Source organism: Seminibacterium arietis (assembly GCF_042675725.1).
Classification (GTDB): domain Bacteria; phylum Pseudomonadota; class Gammaproteobacteria; order Enterobacterales; family Pasteurellaceae; genus Seminibacterium; species Seminibacterium arietis.
Window position 1 is genome coordinate 284,272 of sequence record NZ_JBHTJN010000011.1, and the last position, 19,444, is coordinate 303,715.

Below are 19,444 nucleotides of genomic sequence, written 5' to 3' on the forward strand. Positions count from 1 at the left end.
TTGTTCCTCTATTAAACTTTATAATATGATGAAAAATTATTCATGAAATTTTTATATTGGTAGAATCTAGACTGTAATTCAATCTTTAATCTTACTTGATTTATGCGTATAATGCTTGGATTATTTTGCATAAAAACTACCTAATTTATTATTACAAGATGGAATAACAATATGTCTAATCAAACTGTCGATTATAAAAACACACTCAATTTACCTGAAACAGGTTTTCCAATGCGTGGGGATTTAGCAAAACGAGAACCAGCTATGCTAAAAAACTGGTACGATAAAAACTTGTACCAAAAAGTACGTGAAGCATCAAAAGGGAAAAAATCATTTATCCTACACGATGGTCCCCCTTATGCAAATGGAACAATTCATATTGGTCATGCAGTGAATAAAATTTTAAAAGACATCATTGTAAAATCTAAAACTGCTCTTGGGTATGATAGTCCTTATATACCTGGTTGGGACTGTCATGGATTACCAATTGAATTGAAAGTAGAAGGCTTAGTAGGCAAACCAAATCAAAAAATTTCAGAAGCACAATTTCGTGAAGAATGCCGTGCGTATGCGAAAGAACAAGTTGCTGCACAAAAAAAAGATTTTATTCGATTAGGTGTATTAGGTGACTGGGATAATCCCTATCTAACGATGAATTTTGATACGGAAGCTAATATTATTCGTGCTTTCGGTAAAATGGTATCAAATGGGCATTTATACAAAGGTTATAAACCTGTACATTGGTGCTTAGATTGTGCTTCTTCTCTAGCGGAAGCGGAAGTAGAATATGAAGATAAAACTTCACCGTCAATTTATGTTACCTTTCCAGCGGAAAATGAAAGTGCGGTATTAAAAAAATTTAATTTACAAGGTGAGGGTAAAGGTCAAATCTCTGCCGTAATTTGGACAACAACGCCTTGGACTTTACCATCAAATCGAGCAATAGCATTGAACCCTGGACTCACTTATCAGCTAGTGCAGTTCAATGACCAACGTCTAATTTTAGCTAAAGAGTTAGTAGAAAATGTACGACAAGCTCTCGGTGTCGAAGCATTACCAGTACAAGGAGAAGCTAAAGGCTCAGACTTAGAACTACTGTATTTTAACCATCCATTCTATAATTTCAGAGTACCATTTATTTTAGGAGATCATGTTACTACAGATGGGGGAACAGGTTTAGTTCACACTGCACCAGATCATGGTCAAGATGACTTTATCGTTGCGAAAAAATATAATTTAGAAATGGCTGGATTGATTAACAATGCAGGTGTATTCAACGATAATGCAGAATTTTTTACAGGGAAAGGCGTATTTGAAAGCAATGACTTAGTAATCGCTAAATTAAAAGAAACTAACAGATTGTTAAAATTAGAAAAAATTCGCCACAGCTATCCGCATTGTTGGCGTCATAAAACTCCTATCATTTTCAGAGCTACACCACAATGGTTCGTAGGAATGGAAACTCAAGGATTACGTGAACAAGCTTTAAATGAAATCAAAAAAGTGCGGTGGATTCCTGATTGGGGTCAAGCTCGTATTGAAAAAATGGTAGAAAATCGACCTGACTGGTGTATATCTCGCCAACGTACTTGGGGTGTACCCGTAGCTTTATTTATTCACAAAGATAGTGAAGAGTTACACCCACGCACTTTAGAACTAATAGAAGAAGTAGCCAAACGAGTAGAAAAAACGGGTATTCAAGCATGGTGGGATCTAGATCCAAAAGAGTTATTAGGAGAAGAGGATGCTAAAAATTATATAAAAGTTCCCGATACTCTTGACGTATGGTTCGATTCTGGAGCAACTTATTATACGGTAGTAAAAAATCGTTCTGAATTTAATGGTCAACGTGCGGACCTATATTTAGAAGGTTCAGATCAACACCGAGGCTGGTTTATGTCATCACTAATGTTGTCCACAGCAACAGATCGTGAGGCACCTTATAAACAAGTATTAACTCATGGTTTCACTGTAGATGGTCAAGGACGTAAAATGTCAAAATCTATCGGCAATATTGTGACACCACAACAAGTAATGGATAAATTTGGTGGCGATATTTTACGTTTATGGGTAGCTTCCACTGATTATACAGGGGAGATGTCTGTATCTGATGAAATTTTAAAACGTGCCGCAGATAGCTACCGCCGTATCCGCAACACTGCTCGTTTCTTACTCGCAAACTTAAATGGCTTCAATCCAGAGAATGATCTTGTTAAACCTGAGCAAATGATCTCCTTGGATCGATGGGCTGTGGATTGTGCATTACGAGTCCAGAATGAAATTAAAGATGCTTATGATAATTATCAATTTCATACCGTAGTTCAACGCTTAATGAAATTCTGCTCTATCGAAATGGGTTCATTCTACTTAGATATTATTAAAGATCGTCAATATACAACTAAAGCAAATAGCCTTGCTAGACGTAGTTGCCAAACTGCATTATGGCATATTGCTGAAGCTTTAGTTCGTTGGATTTCGCCAATTTTATCTTTTACTGCTGATGAAATTTGGCATCATATACCTGGTAAACGTAGTGAATTTGTTTTCACTGAAGAATTTTACAATGGTCTATTTGCTCTTGATGAGAAAGAAATCATGAATGACAATTATTGGCAACAAGTGCTAACTTTACGAGATGAGGTTAATCGAGTATTAGAACAAGCACGTAATGATAAGATAATTGGCTCCGCACTAGAAGCAGAATTAACTATCTTTGCTAATGATGAAATTTCTGATTTACTGAAAAAATTAGAAAATGAACTGCGTTTTGTATTAATCACCTCAAAAGCGGAAGTGGAACCACTTACTCAAGCTGATATTACAGAAGGTGAAATTAAAGGTTTTGCCGTAAAAGTAATACGCTCACAAAATCACAAATGTCCACGGTGTTGGCACTATTCAGATAGTAGAGACAGTTCTTCATTATGCTCACGTTGCATAGAAAATGTAGAAGGTGATGGCGAAATTAGAAAATTCGCTTAATTTATTGAAAGTGCGGTATTTTTTACCGCACTTTCTCTCAACTTAAGGATTTATTATGATAAAACCAAGAACAGGTCTCCATTTTTTATGGCTCGCAATTCTAACTTTCATACTGGATATTTTAACTAAATATTTTGTTGTAACTCGCTTTAGTCTTTACGATAGTATCAATATATTACCTATTTTTAACCTTACCTATGTGCGAAATTATGGCGTTGCTTTTAGTCTTTTAGCAGATCATTCTGGCTGGCAAAAAATCTTTTTTATTGGTTTAGCCATAGTCATTTCACTCGTGTTACTGATAATGCTATATAAAAATAATGACACACAAAAATTACAAAATTGTGCTTATTCATTAATTATCGGTGGAGCATTAGCAAATGCTACAGATAGAGCTTATCATGGTTTTGTCGTTGACTTTTTTGATTTTTATTGGCGTGATTGGCACTATCCTGTGTTTAATATTGCAGATATTGCAATTTGTATAGGAGCTACTTGTTTAGTATTGGATTCTATCAAAAATAGTGATAAAAAGAGCGGTAAAAAAAGTTGAAAATTATTTTAGCTAATCCACGTGGATTTTGTGCAGGTGTAGATCGAGCTATCAGCATCGTTGAACTAGCGTTGGAGATTCACGGAGCACCTATTTATGTTCGTCATGAAGTAGTACATAACCGCTTTGTTGTACACGGTTTACGTGAACGTGGGGCAATCTTTGTAGAAGAATTAAATGAAGTTCCCGACGGAGCAATCGTTATTTTTTCTGCTCATGGAGTATCACAAGCTGTTCGTCAAGAAGCTAAACGGCGTGAACTAAAAATCTTCGATGCAACTTGTCCTCTAGTAACTAAAGTGCATATGCAAGTCGCTCGTGCTAGCCGAAAAGGCACTAAGGCTGTGCTAATTGGTCATGAAGGTCATCCAGAAGTAGAGGGTACGATGGGACAATATGATAATTCAGAAGGCGGTATATTTTTAGTTGAAAATGTTGAAGATGTAGCTCAACTTACTTTAAAAAGTGATGATGAGATCACTTTTATGACACAAACAACATTGTCTATTGATGATACTAGCGAAGTAATTGAAGCACTAAAAGAAAAATATCCCTCAATTCAAGGTCCTCGCAAAAATGATATTTGTTATGCGACTACCAATCGACAGCAAGCTGTTCGAGAATTAGCAAAACAATCTGATTTAGTAATCGTTGTTGGCTCTAAAAATTCCTCAAATTCCAATCGTCTAGCAGAATTAGTTTCGAGAATGGGCGTTGAAGCAAAATTAATTGATGATGCTCAAGACATTAATCCTATTTGGCTTGAAAATATACAAATCATTGGTATTACCGCAGGTGCATCAGCTCCTGAAGTATTAGTGCAATCAGTTGTTAATCGTTTAAAGGAACTTGGTGTCAGTAGCGTTGAAGAACTACAAGGTTGTGAAGAGAACACAGTGTTTGAAGTACCAAAAGAATTACGTATTAAGTCTATTTAACACATTTTAGTATAACAATTACTACTCATTGACATGATACCTATATTTAGGTAGTATAAATTTTGCTTATTATTTTAAATATGGAGTAATCATGAAACCTTCACAAACTCATACTGACTGTGAAAGTATTTACAAAAAAGCACGATCTGATAAAAATGTTCGTGCCGCTGCATTAGCTGGTGGTGTTGGCACAATGCTAGAGCAATTTGATTTTGCTATTTATGGTTTAGCTGCAGCTTTAGTTTTTCCTCAAGTCTTTTTTCCTCAATCTGATCCTCTAGCTGGTGCATTAATGGCATTTGCAGGCTTTGCAGTAGGATTTCTAGCACGCCCAATTGGTGGAATAATTTTTGCACATTTTGGTGAAATTTTCGGTCGAAAATGGGTTTTAGTTGTAACTTTGGCTCTCATGGGAACAGCTACTTTTTTAATTGGCTGTATCCCAAGTTATGAAACTATTGGAATATTATCACCTATCCTGTTATTTTTATTAAGATTATTACAAGGGCTAGGAGCTGGTGCTGAACAGTCAGGTTCAGCAACATTGCTCACTGAGACGGCTCGTATTGGTCGAAGAGGAAGATTAGCTTCATCAGTAATGGTTGGAGCAGCCGCTGGAACAGTCTGTGGCACATTCATGTTTTCTTTAATTCAGTGGATAATACCTGAACAAGATTTCATCAGTTGGGGATGGAGAATTGTATTTTTATTTTCCTTTGTTGTTACTATCGCAGCTTGGTTGATACGACGACATCTATCTGAATCCCCAGTGTTTGAGCAATTAAAAGAGTCAACTCAAGAAAATCATAAAATGGAAGCACCATTAGTACAATCCATAAAATATGGTTGGAAACGCATTATACAAGTAGCTATTATGAACTGGGGACCTAATACTAACTCCTATACCGTTCAAACCTTTTTTGTAACTTATGTAACAGCTCATGTCTACTTAACTGGTACAACAAAATTTTTCCCTCGTTCTACTATTACAGATATTCAACTTATTGGTGCATTTATCGGTATGATTTCAGCTTTTATGTGGGGAACGCTATCAGATCGCTTCGGAAGAAAATCGATGTATTTATTAATTGCTGGTTTAGCAACTGTCATGCCTTTTTTATACTTTAATTTATTAGATACTGGTTCAGTATTTCTTATTGGTATTGCCATAGCATTAGGGTATATTTTCGCTGCTTATGGTAATGTTGGAGTGCAGATGGCATATTTTCCTGAATTATTCGGAACCCGTTACCGATATGCAGGGGTGACTGTTGCTCGAGAAATTTCTTCATTAATTGGTGGTGGTATTGCTCCTATGGTTTGTTCATTCCTACTCTTAACTTATGGAACTTGGCTACCAATTGCAATTTATATCGCTTTCACGATGCTTTGCTCTTTCTTAGCAACATTATTTGTACCTGAAACCCTAGATCGTGACATGACTATTGTAACCGATGCCATTAAAAGTGAAGAACATACAGGTTTCTAAAACTTATAAAAATACTGTTATTGACAGTCTATGACGATAAATTCATTTTTCTACTCAACAAATATCGAAAACTGAGCATTAATGTGATTGCATACACATAAATGCTTTCAGATATAGAGGCTAGTTTAGTTTATTGAGAATTGGAATATGGTAATTAATATTTTTTGCTAAACACACATTGCCTAACTATGGGGTTATTATTGGACAATTAAGCGCCTAGTCGAGGCAATGTTCTATGTTCTTAACATGTTTGTAGGTCATTGATTATTATTTTAATTAGCCTTACTTATTCTCGTTGCTCTTGAGTGAATTATAAACCAGAGGTATTTGAAAAGTATGTCAAGAAAAAGGACATTTCTTAGATAATGGAACAATAGAAGGCTTTTTAGATAGGTTGAAAACAGAATGTCATTTTAGAAAACGGTTTGAGATCTTCACTGAGCAACAAAAAATTCACGAGTATATTCATTATTGCAACGAGTGCATTTCAAGTAAAATTAAAAGAACTGAGCAATGTAAAATACAGAGCACTGTCCTTAAATTAAATCAGTCTAGCTTCTGGGGGACTGATCATTATATAAAAACGCCTACTATGAATTTATGTGAAAAACTGGGTTTGTCCCCCAGAATTAGTTAAGTGTTAATATACTAGTAAAGAGCAAAGTATTGATAAATTTATTGTAGAAAATGCTAGCATCATTGTTGCGTTCATCAAGCAGTTAAGAAACTTATGATATAAACATAAACTCAGCTAATCAAGCAATAAAGCTTTCCTCAAATATCAATAAAAAATCAATATCCAATTTCTCTGATTTTTAAACCAGTGCCAAAAAACTACTTTATTCTTCTAAAATTACTTTACCAATATAGCCTAAATTACGATAATTTTGTGCGTAATCTATTCCATACCCCACTACAAACTCATCTGGAATCGTAAACCCTACCCACTGCACAGGAACGTCTACCTCGCGACGAGATGGTTTATCTAATAAAGTACAAATTAGCAATGATTTAGGATCACGTAACTGCAAAATATCTTTTACTTTTCGCAAAGTATAACCCGTATCAATAATATCCTCTACAATCAAAACATGCTCATTGCAAATATCACCATCAAGATCTTTACTAATTTTTACATCATGATTAGTCGTCATTCCACTGCCGTAACTTGCTGTAGTCATAAATTCAATTTCTACTGGTAAATCAATTTTACGAACTAAATCTGCCATAAACATAAAAGATCCTCGTAACAAACCTACAACAATAAGTTTGGTCACTTTTTTTTGTTTATAATATTCTGTAATTTCAGAACCAATATGCTCAATCCGAGAGTGAATTTCTTGCATTGAAAGTAGTACATCAACATGATGTTTTTTCATAATAATATGCCTTTATAATTTTTAAATTTTTTTTAAAACGAAATTTCCAGCTATTGTAACAAAAAAAAGGCTGAAGTTTAAACCTCAGCCTTTTAAATACCCTAACGAATTTTACTTTCTACTCTACTTTGTTTGGAGTACCTAAAAAATGAACTCTACCAATCATTTTCAATAGCAATACTTAACAAACGCTCGTATTCTATTCGAAATAAAAACCCTTGTCAATAATAATCATTCTCATTTTGGTATTTTTTTAATTTCCTGATACTTTCATATTTTCTATCAAGATAGAACCTGTTTGAACATTAGATCGATACTCAATGTCATCAGCAACAGCCACAATTTGTGAGAACATTTCTTTTAGCTGTCCTGCAACCGTAATTTCTGCTACAGGGAATTGAATTATGCCTTTTTCGACCCAAAAACCAGCGGCTCCACGCGAATAGTCTCCTGTGACCAAATTAATAGCATCTCCCATAAAATCTGTAATTAATAAGCCCGTATCCATTGATTTTAAAAGTGCGGTTAATCCACCAGATAAATTTGGTGTAACTAACCAGTTGTGAATCCCCCCAGCATGTCCTGTACTTTGCATACCTAATTTTCGACCACTATAGCTGGTCAACAGATAACTTTGTAAAATCCCTCTATCAACAATTTCTCTTGAACTAGTACGAACTCCTTCGCTATCAAACGGTGTAGATGCTAATTGACCAAGTAAGTGCGGTCGTTCACTGATATGAAACCACTCTGGTAAAATTTTTTTACCTAGATGATCTAGTAAAAAACTTGATTTTCTATACAAACTACCACCACTAATCGCAGATGCCAAATGACCAATCAAACTAGTCGCTACATCATTTGCAAAAATGACTGGAACATTCTGTGTAGCAATCTTTTGTGGATTTAAACGACTTATCACTTTTTTAGCTACATTCTCACCAACCCAACTTGGTAATTGTAGTTTGTTCAAATCCCGTGAAACAGTGTACTCATAATCCTGCTCCTGCTGTTCATCACCAGCAACAGCAGTACAAGAAATAGAATAACGACTAGATAAATAACTTTGTAGCATTCCATGACTGTTACCGTATACACGCACTCCAGTATGACTATTAAAGGCGGCCTCACAGTTAGTTATTTTTTCATCATAATCTGATGCTGAACTTTCTGTTTTTAATGCTAAATCTACTGCATTATCTACATCAATTTCGGCAGGATAATAAAGTTCTAAATTAGGTGCATCAAATGCCATTAACTCTTTATCTGCTAGGCCTGCACAATCATCTGGTGAAGTATATTTTGCGATTGATAGTGCTGCATTTACTGCATTTTTAATTGCTTGTGGAGTTAAATCAGAAGTAGAAGCGTTACCTTTTTGCTGTCCTAGATAAACGGAAATACCTAATTCACCATCATTATTAAATTCCACATTTTCTACTTCTCGCAATCTAGTGGAAACTGATAAACCAGTTACTTTTGTCACTAAAACTTCTGCACTTGCTCCAGCAGCAGTGGCAATTTTCACTGCATAATCTACTGCTTCTCGTAATTCTTGTTCTTGTTGCTGTAAAAGTGCGGTCGGTTTTTCTTGATTTTTCATATGTAATCCCATTAAACTGAAACTTTTCGCATTTTATCTTATTTCACAATCTGTCGCTACTAATTGACAAATTGTGCTAAACTAAGACAGATTTTTTAATTGAGAAAATAGTATGACTAAAAGTAGAAAAGCTAAAAGAATAGCTAAAAATGCAGATATTTTTGACTGGGAAGAAGAACAAGAAGAGATCATTTGGGTAAGTAAAAGTGAAATTAAACGTGATGCACAAGCCTTAAAAAAATTAGGCGAAAAATTAGTAAGTCTTAATAAAGCTAACTTAGCCAAAATTCCGCTAGAAGAAAATTTACTTGATGCTATTGAATTAGCTCAACGCTTACAGAAAGAAGCAAAACGTCGACAATTACAATATATAGGTAAGTTATTGCGAAATATTGATGTTGAACCTATTCAACAAATATTAACAAAAATTGAGAATAGAGATAATCAACAACAGGCTATGCTACATAATTTAGAATTATTACGAGATGAATTAATAGAAAAAGGCGATTCTAGTTTGACAGAATTGATCAACAATTATCCTCAAGCAGATCGACAATTTTTACGCAATCTAATTCGTTCAGCTCAAAAAGAAAAGAATCAAAATAAACCAAGTAAATCTTCTCGTGAAATTTTTCAGTATTTGAAAGAAATCGTGTTAATAGATTAACGTTAAAAACTATCTTGTATAGCAAATAAAGTGCGGTAAATTTATAAATAATGTTTAACAAAAATAAAAATGGTCATCTATAATGAATGACCATTTTTTACTTTTACAAAATTATTTCACAGGTCTTTGCATAAACTGAAAAAAATCACTATCTGGTTTTAAAATCATCATATTTTCAGATCCTGCAAAACTTGCTTCATAAGCTTTCATGCTCCGCAAAAAGCTGTAAAATTCAGGTTCATTAGCAAAAGCATCAGAGTATAATTTTGCAGCTGCAGATTCTCCAGATCCTCGTAACTCTTGTGCAGTTTTATTAGCTGTCGCTAAAATTAACGTTACTTTACGATCTACATCTGCTTGAATAAACGCAGCTTTTTCTTTACCCTGCGAGCGATGTTCACGTGCTACCGCATCACGTTCTGCACGCATACGTTGGTAAATAGAGGAAGATACTTCATCTGGCAAATTAATTTGCTTAACACGCACATCAACTACTTCAATGCCCAATTCAGCCGTGCTGTCTTGTCCTGTATTTAAAGCTTTCTTTGCACCTTCCATCAATTCTCCTCTAGTGCCAGAAACAATGTCTTTAATTGTTCTTGAACCAATCTCTGATCGCAATCGATCACTCACTTTACGGCGAAGTAAATTTGATGCTTGAGTATAATCTCCACCACCTGTAGCCGTATAAAAACGACCAAAATCACTAATTTTCCATTTAACGTAAGAATCCACAAGCAAATCTTTTTTCTCGACCGTCACAAAACGATCTGCTTGACCATCTAGAGTCCGAATCCGAGCATCTAGAATTTTAATATTATCAATAAAAGGAATTTTGAAATGTAATCCTGGATTATACACAACTACTTTATCATCAGAATCACGATGAACTTTGCCAAAACGCAACATGATGCCACGTGTTCCCTCAGATACTACTACAATACTTGAATATAGAAGAGCAATAATCACAATAATAGACGAAGCTAAAAATTTACGCATTAGTTAAATCTCCCTTGACGACTCTCTGTATTTTGTTCTACAGGTTCACGATCTGAGTCAGAAAAAACGCGAGTATTTACCGCACTTTTTGGTGTTGGCAATGCTTTTTCTTGCTTAACCTCAATCGCTTTTTTAGCTGATAAAAGTTGTTCTAAAGGCAATACAGTCAAACTATTACTATTATCCAACATGACTTTTGGCGTACTAGACATAATTTTTTCCATTGTTTGAATATATAGTCGCTCTTTTAACAATTGTGGTGCAACTTTAAACTCAGGTAATAAGCGTTTAAATCTCTCCACTTCACCCTGAGCATTTAACACTACTTGATCTTTATAAGCAGTCGCTTGTTCTACGATACGCTGAGCATTACCCCGTGCAATTGGCTCTTGCTCACGTGCATAAGCTTCAGCTTCACGAATATAGCGTTGTTCATCTTCTTGAGCTTTAATAGCATCATCAAAAGCCGCTTTCACTTCTTCAGGTGGTCGTGCAGATTGAAAGTTAACGTCCAAAACTTCAAGCCCCATATCATACGCTTGAATAATATCGTTTAAGGCTTTCCACGTATTTTCACGAACAACTGAACGCCCTGTCGTTAATATATCATCCATTGTCATATGACCAATCACATAACGTAAAGCACTATCTGTAGCTTGATTTAAACTATCATCGGCATTAGTTACACTGAAAAGATATTTTGCAGGATCATGAATTTTATATTGCACAGTCATCTCCACTCTTACCATATTTTCATCTTGAGTAAGCATGGCACCTTGTGTTCTTAACTCTTTTACTTGCTCCACATTCACTGGAACAACACGATCCACAAATGTTGGTTTCCAATTTAATCCAGGTTGAACTATTGAGTGTAATTCACCAAAACGTAATACTACGCCTCTTTCAGCCTCTTTAATCGTATAAAGACCGCTAACTCCCCAGATAATGAGGGCAGCAATAGTAGCTATTGGTAAAAATTTAATTAAATTATAGGAATGACTATTTTTGCTCCCTTTATTCCCTGAACTATTATTACCTGAAAGTTTCTTCAATAAACTATTGAATATTTCCTCAATGTCAGGGGGGGATTGTTCTTTCCGCTTCCCATCATTTTCCCAGTTCCGCTGATCGCCTTTATTACTTTCAGGCTGTTTACTGCCACTAGGCTTAGCCCAAGGATCTTGATCCGAACTATTTAAAGACATTTTTCTCTCCGTTTTGTCAAAAAATTGTTACACAGTGTAAACAAAATTATTTGCTAAGTCTAATAAAACTCAATATTTCTGCTATTTATGGGTTATTTTTTATTTTTAAAGTCAGAGCACAGTCAATTAACTTGATATTTCAATTGTTTGTTTAATTTTTCTTCAATTAATTTATCATGTTGCAACAAAAAATACCGCACTTTTTGTGCATTTCTATTAGAAAAATATGCTAAATAGAAAGGTAATTCTGATGTAAAAATAAGTTCACCTTGAGGGCAAAATGGCGTATTGATCTGCAAATCTAGCGGATTATGTTCAATACTTGATAATTTTGCTATACCTACTCCTTGTGATTTCAATACTGCCTCTCGTAAACACCATATCCGATAAAAACTAGCTTCTTTATTCGATTGTTTTTCAAACCAATTTTGCTCTGATTTAGCGGTGAATTGTGTTAAAAGTGCGGTGTAATTTCTTGATCTAACTGGAAGTTCAATATCAATTCCTACCACACTTTTTTGTTCTTTATTCGAGACTTTTAAAATAACAGCCACCCAATCAGATGAATGACTAATATTGAAATCAACATGTTCCGCTTGAAAATGAGGACGACCACTCACTGTACGTTCAATTTTATTCAAAAGTGCGGTAGAAATTTCAGCTTCTTGTAATAATTGCTTCAATAAAAAATAAGCTAAATAACGGCACTTTTGACGTTGCTGAATACGAGAATTTCCATTATATTTCAACAAGTCATCATGAACTAAATTTCTTCGAATTTGTTGCCAACAACTATTTTCAGTCGTTTTTCCCCATGCAATCAAAATCATTTTATTCTGCCAAGCACATTCAAACGTTGTTGACAAAATCGTTCCTGCGTATCTAAACTCATTTTCTGCACTTTAGCACGACTTATAGTAAAATTCTTCCGTAATCGCTCTAACTTTTGCTTAGCTAATGAGGATTTATCCAGATTTTCTTTGATTACATTAAAATAACGCTCACAGCTAGGTGATAATACATGCCGTTCATTATGAATTACAGAACAAGATGATAATAAAACACAAAATATTACTAACTTAATTTTTGGCATAATAATCCTTAAATAATAAAAAGGCGTTACTTGTATAAATAACGCCTTATTTTAATTAATTTTATTAAGATAACAACTGATTTACTCGTTTAATAAATGCCGTTGGATTTTCTAATGAACCACGTTCTGATAGCATTGCCTGTTCTAGCAATAGTTCAACCCAATTCGCAAATTCATCTTCATCTGCAATATCTGCTACTTTTTTTACTAGATGATGATCAGGATTAAGCTCAAAAGTATATTTCACTTCTGGTACTGGCTGTCCTGCCGCAGCAAACAATTTTGCCATTTGAGTTGTCATTTGATCATTATCTGTTGATACCACAGCTGGCGTATCTGTCAAACGGTGAGTTAAACGCACATCTTTAACTCGTTGTCCTAGTAAAGTTTTTACTCTTTCAACAAAAGATCCAAATGCCTCATCTTGCGTTTTTTGTTGTTCTTCTTTATCTTCCAATTCACCTAAATCTAAATCTGCTTTAGTAATCGGTTGCAATTTTTTACCATCAAATTCAGTTAAATAGCTTAGCATCCATTCATCAATACGATCTGAAAGTAACAAGACCTCAATATCTTTCTTATTAAATAATTCCAAATGAGGGCTATTTTTTGCAGCAATATAACTATCAGCAGTAATATAATAAATATCTTTTTGACCTTCTTTCATGCGAGAAATGTAATCTTCTAAGGACACATTTTGTTCACTACTATCATTTTTAGAAGAGGCAAAACGAAGTAATTTTGCAATACTTTCTCTGTTAGCAAAATCTTCTGCAGGACCTTCTTTTAAAACTAAACCAAATTCTTTCCAAAATTGAAAGTATTTTTCAGCATCATCTTTAGCTAATTTTTCTAACATTTGCAAAGATCGTTTAGTTAATGCTTTACGCAACGCCGCTGTAACCTTATTATCTTGCAAAATTTCACGAGATACATTTAATGGCAAATCATTACTATCAATCAAACCACGCATAAAACGTAAGTAATTTGGCATAAATTGTTCCGCATCATCCATAATGAAAACGCGTTGTACGTAAAGTTTTAATCCATGTTTATGTTCACGATTAAATAAATCCCAAGGTGCTTTAGATGGTACATATAACAGGCTAGTATACTCTTGATTTCCTTCTACTTTGTTGTGCATCCATAATAATGGATCGGCAAAGTCATGACTAAGATGTTTATAAAATTCTTTATATTCATCGTCACTAATTTCAGTTTTTGATCTCGTCCATAGTGCTTGTGCTTTATTAATTTTTTCCCATTTTACACCGCACTCTTTGTCCTCATCATCATAATCTTTAGTCAACATTTCTACAGGTAAACCAATATGATCAGAATATTTGCTGATGATTTCACGTAGCTTCCATTCACTTGCGAATTGCTTTTCGTCAGGACGTAAATGTAGTGTAATTTCTGTTCCACGTTCTTGTTTCTCAACATCCGCAACACTATATTCCCCTTCTCCAGCAGACTCCCATAACACGCCTTTTGACACAGGCTCACCTGCTGCACGACTCTTGACCGTCACTTTATCTGATACTATAAATGCAGAATAAAATCCTACTCCAAATTGACCAATTAATTGACTATCCTTAGCTTGATCACTACCAAGTGCGGTCAAAAATTCTTTTGTTCCTGACTTCGCAATTGTACCTAAATGATCAATTGCTTGCTCACGTGTCATACCAATACCATTATCACTAATAGTAATAGTGCCCTTTTCTTCATCAAAACTGATCCGCACTTTTAGATCACCATCACCTTCATAAAGTTCGGGCTCAGACAATGCTTTGAATCTTAGCTTATCTGCTGCATCAGAAGCGTTAGAAATTAGCTCACGTAGAAAAATTTCTTTATTAGAATAAAGAGAATGAATCATCAGTTGCAAAAGTTGCTTTACTTCTGATTGAAAACCCCTAGTTTCTTGATTATTGCTCATCATTTTTTCCTTATCTATCTTATAAAATTCAGTCTAATGACTCTGATATAGGTATTAAAAGTAAAATTTCAAGTTTTGAGTTAACAAAGTAATAAATTTTTATCTATTTCACTTATCTAAAATATTCGATTAAAAATCACCGCACTTTTGACTTTGCTTTAACTAAACATTATTTATTTTAAAAATAAAAACGCCTCTCTTGGTTAGATAAAATTAACTTTTTATCACAACCAAAGAGAAACGCTTATTACTCTATCTTAAGATTAAAGTGATTTAATTCAATCAGATAATCTTATTTAACATTTTTCTTGTAATTAACTACATTAAAAAAACGTTTTCCTTCCTGTTTCCCAGCATACCCACTTTTTTGCCAAAATGCATTTTTTAGCCAATTTTCAAATTGTTGGTGAGTTGGGAAAGTCATTTCACCAAAATTTGGATCAAAGAAAATCACTTTTGAACCATCAATCGCAGCAGATACTGTATGAGATCCACCTTCAAGATTGATAGAAATTTTCTTAACCCCATTGGTTTCATTACCTGTATCTAAAATAGCTTTTACTAATGAGGAAACATCATTTTTAGAAACAGTCCCCGAAACTTCATCACGACGAGTGAAATCTGCAACGCTTCTTTCTTTAGGAACCACGCCTTGTTCTTGTAACCAATTATCTGTTAGCTTGAACTGCTGAGTTGCACTACCACTATTAATAAATTCAGTTTGAAGTTTTTTAATAGAATCAATAGTTTCTTTCTTTAAATGCCCTTTTTTACCTCCTTCATAAAGGGTATTAAAGAAATTTTCATCAGTGGGATTAACATTTTTTGCAATCCAATGAGCACAAGTGGATTCACATACTCCATTTTGTGTTTCAACATGTTTAACAATTTCTTTATAAATTTCACCTTTTGATTGAGCAAATTTAAAGCTTACTTCTCCGCCGAACTCTTCAACAGAGGAACGTACAGCATTAATTTTACTCTTCACTTTCAAAGGTTGAAATTGATCTTGAATGCGTTGCAATACTGTGCGAGGCTGTTCAACGAGATCCTTATTCGCCACTAATTCGCTAATAGGTTTAGCTACTACTGCTTCAGTTGCAACTACATCTTGTCTAGCCAATTTAATATTTCCATCTCCAAATCCTGTAGGACTTTCTATTCTACTTTCTCCCAAAGTTGCAGAAGTGCGGTCAATTTCCGTCGAGTTTTGTGGAGATACTTCCATCGACTCAGCTATCCCACCTTTTTTCACCAACTCTTTCAAAAACTCTTGCACTACCTCACTACTTGTTGCTGATTTAGTCGAAGCTTTAGTTTGTGGAATTATTTGTGGTTCAAATTCATCACTAAACTTAGTGAATGCAGGGTAACCAGCATCAAGTAAAATTTTATTTACAATAACACGAGCCATACGACCATTCCCTTCCGCAAATGGGTGATAGGCAATCAAACGCTGATACACTAATGCACTCAATACGCTTGGTTCAACGCCTTGAGCTTTCGCTTGATTAATAAAGTCAACCGTCTCTGCCAATTGAATTTTAGCCGCTTGTGGACTAGAAAATACTGCATTTTCTTTAGTTAAATTCTCTTTTTTGTAAAGTAAACGAGCTTCCCCTTCATCTGGACGTAATCCATAATTAAGCTTCTCTATCATTTCTACTGACAAAGGTTTACCTTGACTGCTTTGTAGGAACTCCTCTATTGCAACTTTCAGCTGTTCTTTCAATTCAGGCGTACGTTGAATCGTTTTTGATGTTGCCGCCAACGCTTCAGTAATTTCTGTTGTTTTTGTAGAAATATCCTCAACAACTTGCGTTCTCGGTAATTTTTTCACTAGCTGTTGAATTTCTAAAAATTCATCAGTTGAAGGTTGAAACGTTATTGCCTTATTAATACGACTTTCTACTTTTTTAGCCCCTTCTGTAAGAATGTCATCAAATTCAGGTAAATGAGACATTTGTTTAACTGTTGATTCAGGAATCGATTTTTTCGAAATTTCTCTTGCCTCATCTAAAAATTTATCATTTTTCAATACATTATCTTCAAACTTGGCATTTCGATCACTTTCCAAAGAAATCAATTCTTTTAGATTCAACTTATCTTCTAACCCTTCATAGTTCGGTGTATCCACAGAATCATCTTTTTTCAAAGGTTTGGCATTAGCACCTGTGAAGAATTGTTTAACTCGTTGAAGAAGACCAACTTTTTCCTCTTGTTCACCTTTAGCTTTGGGTGCTTCTTTTACTTTTTTATTTCCACCAGCAGCATTTTGTAACTCTGTTGCAACAGCCGATAAATCTGCTACCTCACTTTTTACTGTATCTGATTTTAAATTTAACTCTGTTCCGCTAACTTCACTTTGTGGTGACTGTTTCGCAACGAGTGTATCTACAGATTGAGTGTCTTTAATATCAGTAGTATTTTCAGGTTCTGCTGTATTCACCGTTACTGTTCGCTGTGCTTGATTATTTCCATCTTCTTGCGGTAAAGATTTTTTACTTAATTCAGTTAAAAACTCTTTCACTACTTCACTGCTTGTCGCTGATTTAGCTGTCGCTTTTGTTTGTGGGATAATCTGCGTTTCAAACTCAGAGCTAAATTTAGTAAACGGTGGATAGCCCGCTTCAAGTAAAATTTTATTTACTATAACTCGAGCCATACGACCATTCCCTTCCGCAAATGGATGGTAAGCAATTAAGCGTTGATACACTAACCCAGCTAAAACACTTGGTTCTACATTTTGCTTTCTCGCTTGATTGATAAAATCTACTGTTTCATTTAATTGAATTTTAGCTGCTTGTGGACTAGAGAATACTGCATTTTCCTTAGTTAAGTTCTCTTTTTTATACAACAATCGATCGTTGCCTTCATCTGGACGTAATCCATAATTCAGTTTCTCTATCATTTCTACAGTTAAGTCTTTGCCCTGACTATTCTTTAAGAACTCTTCAACAGCACCTTGAATTTCTTCTTTCAATTTTGGATTACGTTGAATTGTCTTAGAAGTATCTGCTAAAGCTTCTGTAATAGCTGTCGTTTTTTCACTTAGTTCTTCTACAACATTTCCTTTTTGTAGATTTTTTACTAACCCTTGAATTTCATTAAATTCATCAATAGAAGGTTTAAAAGTTAAAGCATCATTGATGCGTTTTTCTACTTTTTTGGCTCCCTCTGTTAATATCTCATCAAACTCAGGAGAATTTCCCATCTGTTTAATTGTTGATTCAGGAATATATTTTTTAGCAATTTCTCTAGCTTCTGCTAAAAATTCAGGATTTTTCAATACATTCTCTTCGAAAGAAGAAGAACGAGTATTTTCCAACGCTAACAAGTTTTTCAAGTTTATATCATCTTCCAAACCGTCATAATTGAATTTAGAAATGCTGTCTTCATCAGAATTCATTTTCTTAGCCTGTGATTGATTTGACTTGGCAAAAAAGAAGTCTTTCACTTTTGCAAACCAAGATTTATTTTCTGACTTTCTTGTTTCTACGGTATTCGGCGTAGCACTTCCAGCTTCTTCAGCTTTCTGTTTTTGATTGCCATTATTATTACGATTACTTTCCGCTAGCGTTTTTCTTACTGTATTTAGTGACTCTGTAGATTCTTGAGTCTCTACTTGGACAGTTAAATCTGATGATCTTGCAGGTAGTGCTGGTGGCACTTCTTCTTCATCATTTTTTACTTTAGCAATCAAACCTTGACTAGCTTCATCTCCTCTTAATTTAGCCTTTGCTCTACCCTCAGGAGTTTTATCCAACTGTGCATAAATAGGCTCAACAGTATCTACAACTGCTTTTATAGTGCCTGTTTGTTCTGCTAAATTGGACTGCACTTTTGGCTCACTAGATTCTTCTGCATCTCCTAATATAGCGCGTTTAGAACGTTTAGAGCGTAAAGAAGGCTTTTCCTCAGTACTTTTTACTACCGTTGGAATCGTTTCATAATCACCTTCACTATCAAGTGATGAGACTCTTGGAGCCAAAGGCTGATTTCCAATCTCAGCATAATCGCCATTATCGCTCACAGGTGTTTTGGAAGCGTCTTCTGGTATTGTAGGTAAAGCTCGTCTTGCCTTACTTGCTATACTGTTGATTTCCTCATAAATATGATCCGCTAAGTCTGCTCCCTCATCTAATCGGGATCTCATCTCAAATGGAAGCTCTGGTAAAGCATCCGCAGGGTTGCGTGTTTTCGATGTTATCTCAGAATAAATTTCATTACTAACTTCTTCCACTTTATTTAAAAGTTTTTTAACTGTTGGTAATTCTGGTAACGGATCATTAGTTCCTCTTCTTACTGTATTATAAAGAGGATTATCTACCATACCCCCATCAAGTGCGGTTCTATTTTGAGATATTTTACTGTAAAGATTATCACTTAACGTACTATAAGGTCCCGTTCCTACTTCTTCGTAAATATGTTCCGCTAGTGCTTTTGATTTACGTGCTATATCGGAGTTGACATCACCTACAGTGCTGTAAGTTTCATTATCACCTTGTGAAACTTTCGTTCTAGTATTTACTTCACTTAACGTACTATAAGGTCCCGCTCCCACTTCTTCGTAAATATGTTCCGCTAGTGCTTT

At 34.8% G+C, this 19,444-nt stretch carries 13 protein-coding genes; 5 read left to right on the plus strand and 8 right to left on the minus strand.

What is annotated here, in order from left to right; translation table 11 throughout:
- Positions 1–171: 171 nt before the first annotated feature.
- The 4 genes from ileS to ACFQ02_RS06990 all read left to right on the plus strand — a co-directional run bounded on the left by ileS (position 172) and on the right by ACFQ02_RS06990 (position 5,962).
- On the plus strand, positions 172–2,982 hold the full coding sequence (gene ileS, locus ACFQ02_RS06975) for an isoleucine--tRNA ligase (RefSeq protein ID WP_380820967.1): 2,811 nt from the start codon (positions 172–174) through the stop codon (positions 2,980–2,982).
- A 55-nt stretch (positions 2,983–3,037) separates the two neighbouring features.
- Positions 3,038–3,535, plus strand: a complete 498-nt coding sequence (gene lspA, locus ACFQ02_RS06980) for a signal peptidase II (protein ID WP_380820970.1) — start codon at positions 3,038–3,040, stop codon at positions 3,533–3,535.
- On the plus strand, positions 3,532–4,473 hold the full coding sequence (gene ispH, locus ACFQ02_RS06985) for a 4-hydroxy-3-methylbut-2-enyl diphosphate reductase (RefSeq protein WP_380820973.1): 942 nt from the start codon (positions 3,532–3,534) through the stop codon (positions 4,471–4,473). The genes lspA and ispH overlap by 4 nt, the downstream gene beginning before the upstream one ends.
- Before the next feature lie 91 nt (positions 4,474–4,564).
- Positions 4,565–5,962 (plus strand): MFS transporter, encoded by a 1,398-nt coding sequence (locus ACFQ02_RS06990; RefSeq protein WP_380820976.1) that lies wholly within the window; start codon positions 4,565–4,567, stop codon positions 5,960–5,962.
- 839 nt (positions 5,963–6,801) lie between these two features.
- On the opposite strand, the gene hpt is transcribed toward ACFQ02_RS06990, so the two are convergent.
- Both hpt and pmbA read right to left on the minus strand, forming a co-directional pair.
- Complete coding sequence (hpt, locus tag ACFQ02_RS06995; protein ID WP_380820979.1) at positions 6,802–7,341, minus strand: hypoxanthine phosphoribosyltransferase; 540 nt, start codon at positions 7,339–7,341, stop codon at positions 6,802–6,804.
- 253 nt (positions 7,342–7,594) lie between these two features.
- A complete protein-coding gene (gene pmbA / locus ACFQ02_RS07000) occupies positions 7,595–8,944 on the minus strand; it encodes a metalloprotease PmbA (protein WP_380820982.1) in 1,350 nt (449 codons plus the stop codon).
- Positions 8,945–9,056: 112 nt separating this feature from the next.
- Here pmbA and yjgA point away from each other — a divergent pair, with 112 nt between their 5' ends.
- Positions 9,057–9,611, plus strand: coding sequence for a ribosome biogenesis factor YjgA (gene yjgA, locus ACFQ02_RS07005; RefSeq protein WP_380820985.1), 555 nt, complete (start codon positions 9,057–9,059; stop codon positions 9,609–9,611).
- Between the two features lie 111 nt (positions 9,612–9,722).
- On the opposite strand, the gene hflC is transcribed toward yjgA, so the two are convergent.
- From hflC to ACFQ02_RS07035, 6 genes are all read right to left on the minus strand, one after another.
- On the minus strand, positions 9,723–10,610 hold the full coding sequence (gene hflC, locus ACFQ02_RS07010; RefSeq protein WP_380820988.1) for a protease modulator HflC: 888 nt from the start codon (positions 10,608–10,610) through the stop codon (positions 9,723–9,725).
- Positions 10,610–11,815, minus strand: a complete 1,206-nt coding sequence (gene hflK, locus ACFQ02_RS07015) for an FtsH protease activity modulator HflK (RefSeq protein ID WP_380820991.1) — start codon at positions 11,813–11,815, stop codon at positions 10,610–10,612. Before hflK ends, hflC begins: the two co-directional genes overlap by 1 nt.
- A gap of 122 nt (positions 11,816–11,937) precedes the next feature.
- Complete coding sequence (locus tag ACFQ02_RS07020; protein WP_380820994.1) at positions 11,938–12,681, minus strand: 4'-phosphopantetheinyl transferase family protein; 744 nt, start codon at positions 12,679–12,681, stop codon at positions 11,938–11,940.
- The gene (locus tag ACFQ02_RS07025; protein WP_380820997.1) at positions 12,642–12,908 is read right to left on the minus strand and encodes a hypothetical protein; all 267 of its coding nucleotides are present in this window, start codon (positions 12,906–12,908) and stop codon (positions 12,642–12,644) included. The genes ACFQ02_RS07020 and ACFQ02_RS07025 overlap by 40 nt, the downstream gene beginning before the upstream one ends.
- A 64-nt stretch (positions 12,909–12,972) precedes the next feature.
- Positions 12,973–14,850, minus strand: a complete 1,878-nt coding sequence (htpG, locus tag ACFQ02_RS07030; RefSeq protein WP_380821042.1) for a molecular chaperone HtpG — start codon at positions 14,848–14,850, stop codon at positions 12,973–12,975.
- A 292-nt stretch (positions 14,851–15,142) separates the two neighbouring features.
- Positions 15,143–19,444: YopT-type cysteine protease domain-containing protein (locus ACFQ02_RS07035; protein WP_380821000.1), on the minus strand; the 4,302-nt coding region annotated here is incomplete at its 5' end.

Bases quoted from the DNA above. Each gene is read 5' to 3' on its own strand.
- ileS (WP_380820967.1), top strand. From the start codon at position 172: ATGTCTAATCAAACTGTCGATTATAAAAACACACTCAATTTACCTGAA.
- lspA (WP_380820970.1), top strand. From the start codon at position 3,038: ATGATAAAACCAAGAACAGGTCTCCATTTTTTATGGCTCGCAATTCTA.
- ACFQ02_RS06990 (WP_380820976.1), top strand. From the start codon at position 4,565: ATGAAACCTTCACAAACTCATACTGACTGTGAAAGTATTTACAAAAAA.
- hpt (WP_380820979.1), bottom strand. From the start codon at position 7,341: ATGAAAAAACATCATGTTGATGTACTACTTTCAATGCAAGAAATTCAC.
- pmbA (WP_380820982.1), bottom strand. From the start codon at position 8,944: ATGAAAAATCAAGAAAAACCGACCGCACTTTTACAGCAACAAGAACAA.
- yjgA (WP_380820985.1), top strand. From the start codon at position 9,057: ATGACTAAAAGTAGAAAAGCTAAAAGAATAGCTAAAAATGCAGATATT.
- hflC (WP_380820988.1), bottom strand. From the start codon at position 10,610: ATGCGTAAATTTTTAGCTTCGTCTATTATTGTGATTATTGCTCTTCTA.
- hflK (WP_380820991.1), bottom strand. From the start codon at position 11,815: ATGTCTTTAAATAGTTCGGATCAAGATCCTTGGGCTAAGCCTAGTGGC.
- ACFQ02_RS07025 (WP_380820997.1), bottom strand. From the start codon at position 12,908: ATGCCAAAAATTAAGTTAGTAATATTTTGTGTTTTATTATCATCTTGT.
- htpG (WP_380821042.1), bottom strand. From the start codon at position 14,850: ATGAGCAATAATCAAGAAACTAGGGGTTTTCAATCAGAAGTAAAGCAA.